The sequence below is a fragment of the Vibrio fujianensis genome (assembly GCF_002749895.1).
GTDB lineage: Bacteria > Pseudomonadota > Gammaproteobacteria > Enterobacterales > Vibrionaceae > Vibrio > Vibrio fujianensis.
In genome coordinates this window covers 769,445-774,691 of sequence record NZ_NBUS01000054.1, presented here as the reverse complement: position 1 = coordinate 774,691, position 5,247 = coordinate 769,445, and the positions used below count along the sequence as shown (strand labels likewise).

Here is a 5,247-nt window from a genome sequence, read left to right as displayed (position 1 = left end):
GTGAAACTTTATTGTGGCTCAACCGAGGAAAAGAAACAGAGCTCCCTCTGGTGGAGGTTGACTTAGGAAGCTCAATTGAACAGATCTGCCAAGAGCTTAGCTATTTGCTTGATAATAAAAAAGTGCAGCTAGAGGTGAATATACATCATCAATCTTATCGGCTTCCTGCAACGTTATACCGAATTGTACTGAGTAATTTAATTAGAAATGCATATCAGCATACCCAATGTGGAAAAGTGGTGATTCGCCAAGAGGACGCTCAGGTTTTGATTTCAAATCGAGAAGATAGCCGCTCCAAAAAAATAGAAGATTTAGGGTTTGGCCTCGGATTAGAACTCACTAACCGAATTATTAAGCAGTATCACTGGCGGTGTGAAACGGTGAAATATTCACATGGGCGAGATGTCACTATTCATTTTTTGAAGCCATAAAAATACCCGCTCTTTAGAGCGGGTAAGGCGTAAACGCTATAGGGGGACGTATTACGCGTTGGCTTGAGCACCCAGTTTCGCTTTTTCACGCATACTAAGCAGTAGAGTAAGACCAAAAGAGGCGATAAACGCGATGATCATACCGACCACATAGTAACCAATTTTATCTGGGCTGATAGAGATAATGCCTGGCAACCCGGCGGCACCCAGTGCGTGTGCTTTAACGGTGAATAGGGTGATAAAGGCACTGGCAATCGCGGCACCACAAATCGCAGCAATAAAAGGATAACGCAGTTTTAAGTTAACCCCAAACATTGCGGGTTCAGTAATACCGAGTAACGCGGTGATACCGGAAGGAATCGCAATACCCTTCATTTTTATTTCTTTAGTGGTGAGGCCTACCGCAAGAGCGGCGGCCCCTTGAGCTACGTTTGACATCGCTGCTATTGGGAAGATGAACGTCCCCCCAGTTACGGCAATATCTGCCAGCAGTTGGGTTTCAATCGCGATAAAACTGTGGTGCATGCCTGTGATGACAAATGGCGCATAAATAAAGCCAAAGAGTGCGCCACCGATAAAGCCAGCGGATTCATACAACCAGTTCAGTCCATCACCCAATAGGAAGCCAACATCACGAGTAAGAGGGCCAACCACCGTAAAGGTCAGGAAACCGGTGATAAAAATCGCCAGCATCGGCGTTAATAAGTTGTCCAAGACCGATGGAACGATACGGCGCAGACCATTTTCAATTTTAGCTAGAATAAAGGCCGCGACTAAAACAGGCAGAACCGAACCTTGATAACCAACTTTTTGAATTTCTAAGCCAAGGATGTTCCAAACTGGAATGTCACCAGAAACGGAAGCACTGCCAAATCCCCAGCCATTGAGTAAGTCGGGGTGTACCATCAACATCCCGAGAGCGGCACCCAGGAACGGGTTACCGCCAAATTTTCGTGAAGCAGAGAAAGCCAACAGAACGGGCAAATAAACAAAAGGAGCATTAGCAAAGGTATTGATCATGCTGGCTAAATCAGCCAAGCCCGGATTGGCATCGATTAATGATTTCCCATCGATAAATAATCCTGTAGCCGTCAGGACGTTATATAACCCCATCAGTAAGCCACCGGCGACAATCGCCGGAATAATGGGCACGAAAATATCCGATAACCCTTTGACTGCCCGTTGTACTATATTTTGTTTTTGCGCACCGGCTGAAGCCACATCATTAGTGGACATTTCAGCTAAGCCTGTTAGTTTTGCCATTTCGGCATAGACTTGGTTAACGACGCCAGATCCAAATATAATTTGATATTGACCTGCGACTTTAAATTGACCTTTTACACCATCAAGTTCTTCAATGGCTTGTTCATTAATCAAAGACTCGTCTTTGACGGCTAGGCGTAATCGAGTTGCACAGTGTGCGAGCGCTTGGATGTTTGTTTTACCACCCAAGTGTTCCATAAGTTGTTTTGCTATGACTGGATAGTCCATAACTCACCCCGGTTCTTGTTACTTGTCTGTATGATAGTCTTTCGTTTGGCTAATTTTAATTTCGGGAACGTTTGCAATGTTAATTCTTGTCAATAAATCTGTGATGGTCAAAATAAAATCAAAAAATATGTGAAGAAGATCGCTAAAAGCTTAAGCAACAATGCATAAAACAAGGGTAGAATCACGCTATCAGCAAAATGGTTATCAAGTAATTTTGCAATCAATCCCAAACTGATGATGGAAAAGAATCGCAATGGCAAGTTTACATGATGTTGCCCGCTTAGCCGGGGTATCTAAATCTACGGTATCTCGGGTGATCAATAATGAATATGGTGTCAAAGAGTCCACAAAAATCAAAGTATTAAAGGCGGTTTCTGATTGTGGTTATGTGGTCAATCAAGTGGCGAAAGATCTGAAATCACAAAAAACCAATCTGATCGGAGTGATTGTTCCTCGCGTCTCTTCCCATGCCACAGCGCAAGGTGTGGATGGATTAACTGCCATTTTTGAGCAGGCGGGTAAGCATGTTTTACTGGCTAATACTCATCAAGTGCATGCCAAGGAACTCGAATATATTCAAATCTTTAATCAAAAACGCGTCGAAGGTATTGTTTTTTATGCAACCCACCTTGATACCGCTTTGATCAAAGCGATTCAACAGTCACCGGTGCCCGTGGTCTTAATTGGTCAAGATGGTTCACTGTATAATATTCCTAGTGTCGTTCATGATGATCAACGTGTTGGTTTTGAGGCCGGTAATCGCTTAGTCGCCGCCGGTTGTCAAAATATCGGCTTTATTGGGGTGCAAAGTGATGATGTGGCGGTAGATGTTTTACGTTCTCAAGGGCTTGAACAATCACTGGCTTTGCATCAACAAGAGTTATTGTTTCATGTTCGGGGTGACTTTTCGATTGAGTCGGGCTATCGCTTAGCTAAGCAGCAAATCGCCGCTTATCCACACTTGGATGGGCTATTTTGTGCGACCGACCGGCTAGCGGTAGGAGCGATTAAAGCATTACAAGAGCAGGGGATTGCCGTGGGTCAGCAAGTAAAAGTGCTAGGGGTTGGGAACGATGAGCTGGCCTATGTGAGTAATCCTAGTTTATCTACCTTTAACTATGCTTTTGATAAAGCAGGAGAAAATGCGGCGAAAATGCTGTTGGAGCGTATTTCTGGGCAAGGGTTAGAGATGAGCAAAGTGGTGCTAACTTTCCAAAACATTGATCGTCAAACTTGTTGATGAGTCGCATCCACTCGCATTGTTGTCAAGATAGCGAATTATCCTGACAATCAAAGAGAGGTTTCTGTGCTCTGCTTCACATTCAACTATCCTATACTTGGTTATACGACGGAAAAACTTGCCTAGTTGAGTGATGTTTTATACTTTTGGAACGTTCCCGAATTTAATGGTTAGGTAAGCATATGTCTCTTGATTCGTTGATTGATCTCGCTGGTGGTATCACCAATATACTACGTATTCTCGCTCCAAAAGGGCGGATCACGGTTGCTGTGCATGATGCTCAGCGTGTGAAACTTTTGCCCGATCACATTGTTGCTGAGTCGGTTCTAGGTGAATGGCAACTTTCGATGGTACGTGATGAAACCATCACGGATGAACACTTAGCGACGGTTGGCCGTCAGATAGCAGAGCAGCAACGTGAACAGGCGTCGGTTTACCTTCAGCCCACTTCATGCCCCTATCGCCCTCAATGGCATATTTCTCCACCACAAGGTTTATTGAATGATCCAAATGGGTTTATTTACCATCAAGGGGAATATTATCTATTTTATCAGTGGCATCCCTTTGCTTGTGAGCATAAAGATAAATATTGGGTATTGCTTAAAAGCCAAGATTTAATCCATTGGCAATGGCAGTCGATTGCCCTGACGCCATCGGATTGGTTTGATAGCCATGGGGTTTTTTCTGGTCATGCTGTTAGTGATGGTGACGATCTGTGGTTGTTTTATACCGGAAATACACGATTAGGGCATGATAGACAACGGCAGACCATGCAGTGCGTTGCCAAAGCTAACTCTGAAGGCGGTTTCACTAAGCTAGGCCCCGTTATTCGCTCTTTACCAGATGGTGTTACTGAGCATATTCGTGATCCTAAAGTGGTGTATCAACAAGGGCGTTGGCAGATGTTACTTGGTGCGCAGACCGAGACATTACAGGGGCGATTGGCGGTTTACCATTCTCCCAACTTACAAGATTGGCAATTTGATCGCTTATACGGTGAAGAATTAGCCCCTTATGGGTATATGTGGGAATGTCCGGATTGGTTTGAACTCGAAGAGCAAGCCTTCATTGTTTTTGGCCCTCAAGGGATTCGCTCTGAAAATCCTCATCATACGATTGAGCACCAAAACCGAATCTTTACTGTAGAGCAGGATGAACAAGGGCACTTTCATTTTCTACAAGGTTGGCAGTTGGATGCAGGGTTTGATTTTTACGCCCCACAAACGGCTCAAACTCCTGATGGACGACGTGTGCTCTGCGGCTGGATGGGGCTCCCTGATGAGATAGATCACCCAAGCTGTGACAATGGCTGGATACACCAATTTACAGCATTGCGCGAGCTGAGCTGGCAGCAAGGAAAAGTCATTCAACGTCCTGTTGCTGAGCTTGAGCTGTTACGGAGAAACGTTCAAACCCTGACATTAAATGAACGAGGGGTTGATGTGGCGACAAAAAGCTTCGAATTGATCCTGAACCTACCGTTGGGCGGTGAGTTACATTTAATGGAAAATGCGCAGCATAAAGTGGTGTTGTCCTTTGATGCTGACAGCAAGGTGCTTCGTTTTGATCGTAGCCAAACGGAGATTCGTCAAGGAGATACTGTCCGTGAACTCGCTTTAGAGTCAGAAGAAGTCCATTTGCAGATTTTAGCTGATCATTCCTCATTAGAAATCTTTATTAACCAAGGGGAACAGGTGATGACCGGGCGTGTTTTCACGGCGATGGATGCTACCCGTATTTCGTTGATTGGCGCTGAAGTTAGTGCACAATTTGCACAATTAAGCGCAATGAACGGTGGCTTTGCCCCTTACTAATGTGAACCTAAAATAACCTTTTTAATATAAAGGCCCCTCACATCCTGTGAGGGGCCTTTGTCATGCTTAAAGTCTTGAGCTATTAAAACCACGTTTCCATTTGGAGAGCAAACATCGTTTCACCACCTTTACCCATTGTACTGGCATCATTGGCAAGGCTAATGGCGTAGTTATCTAAATCTCGGCTCCAATCCACATAGCTAACAGCAAAACGCAGCTCTGGGCGATCAAAAAAGCCGGATGCGGTCGATAACTTTAAGGTTGGCGCTAA

5 protein-coding genes are annotated in these 5,247 nt (G+C 44.6%); 3 read left to right on the top strand and 2 right to left on the bottom strand.

What is annotated here, in order from left to right; translation table 11 throughout:
• Positions 1-431 (top strand): sensor histidine kinase (locus B7C60_RS19885; protein ID WP_425445518.1); only part of this gene is annotated, 431 nt, incomplete at its 5' end.
• A gap of 51 nt (positions 432-482) precedes the next feature.
• Here the strand turns inward: B7C60_RS19885 and B7C60_RS16670 are convergent.
• Positions 483-1,922, bottom strand: coding sequence for a sucrose-specific PTS transporter subunit IIBC (locus tag B7C60_RS16670; protein ID WP_099612610.1), 1,440 nt, complete (start codon positions 1,920-1,922; stop codon positions 483-485).
• A gap of 253 nt (positions 1,923-2,175) precedes the next feature.
• On the opposite strand from B7C60_RS16670, the gene B7C60_RS16665 reads away from it, so the two are divergent.
• Positions 2,176-3,162, top strand: coding sequence for a LacI family DNA-binding transcriptional regulator (locus B7C60_RS16665; protein ID WP_099612609.1), 987 nt, complete (start codon positions 2,176-2,178; stop codon positions 3,160-3,162).
• Positions 3,163-3,344: 182 nt separating this feature from the next.
• Positions 3,345-4,976 (top strand): glycoside hydrolase family 32 protein, encoded by a 1,632-nt coding sequence (locus B7C60_RS16660; RefSeq protein WP_099612608.1) that lies wholly within the window; start codon positions 3,345-3,347, stop codon positions 4,974-4,976.
• 82 nt (positions 4,977-5,058) lie between these two features.
• Here the strand turns inward: B7C60_RS16660 and B7C60_RS19880 are convergent.
• A partial coding sequence (locus B7C60_RS19880) for a carbohydrate porin (RefSeq protein WP_245869634.1) occupies positions 5,059-5,247 on the bottom strand: 189 nt, incomplete at its 5' end.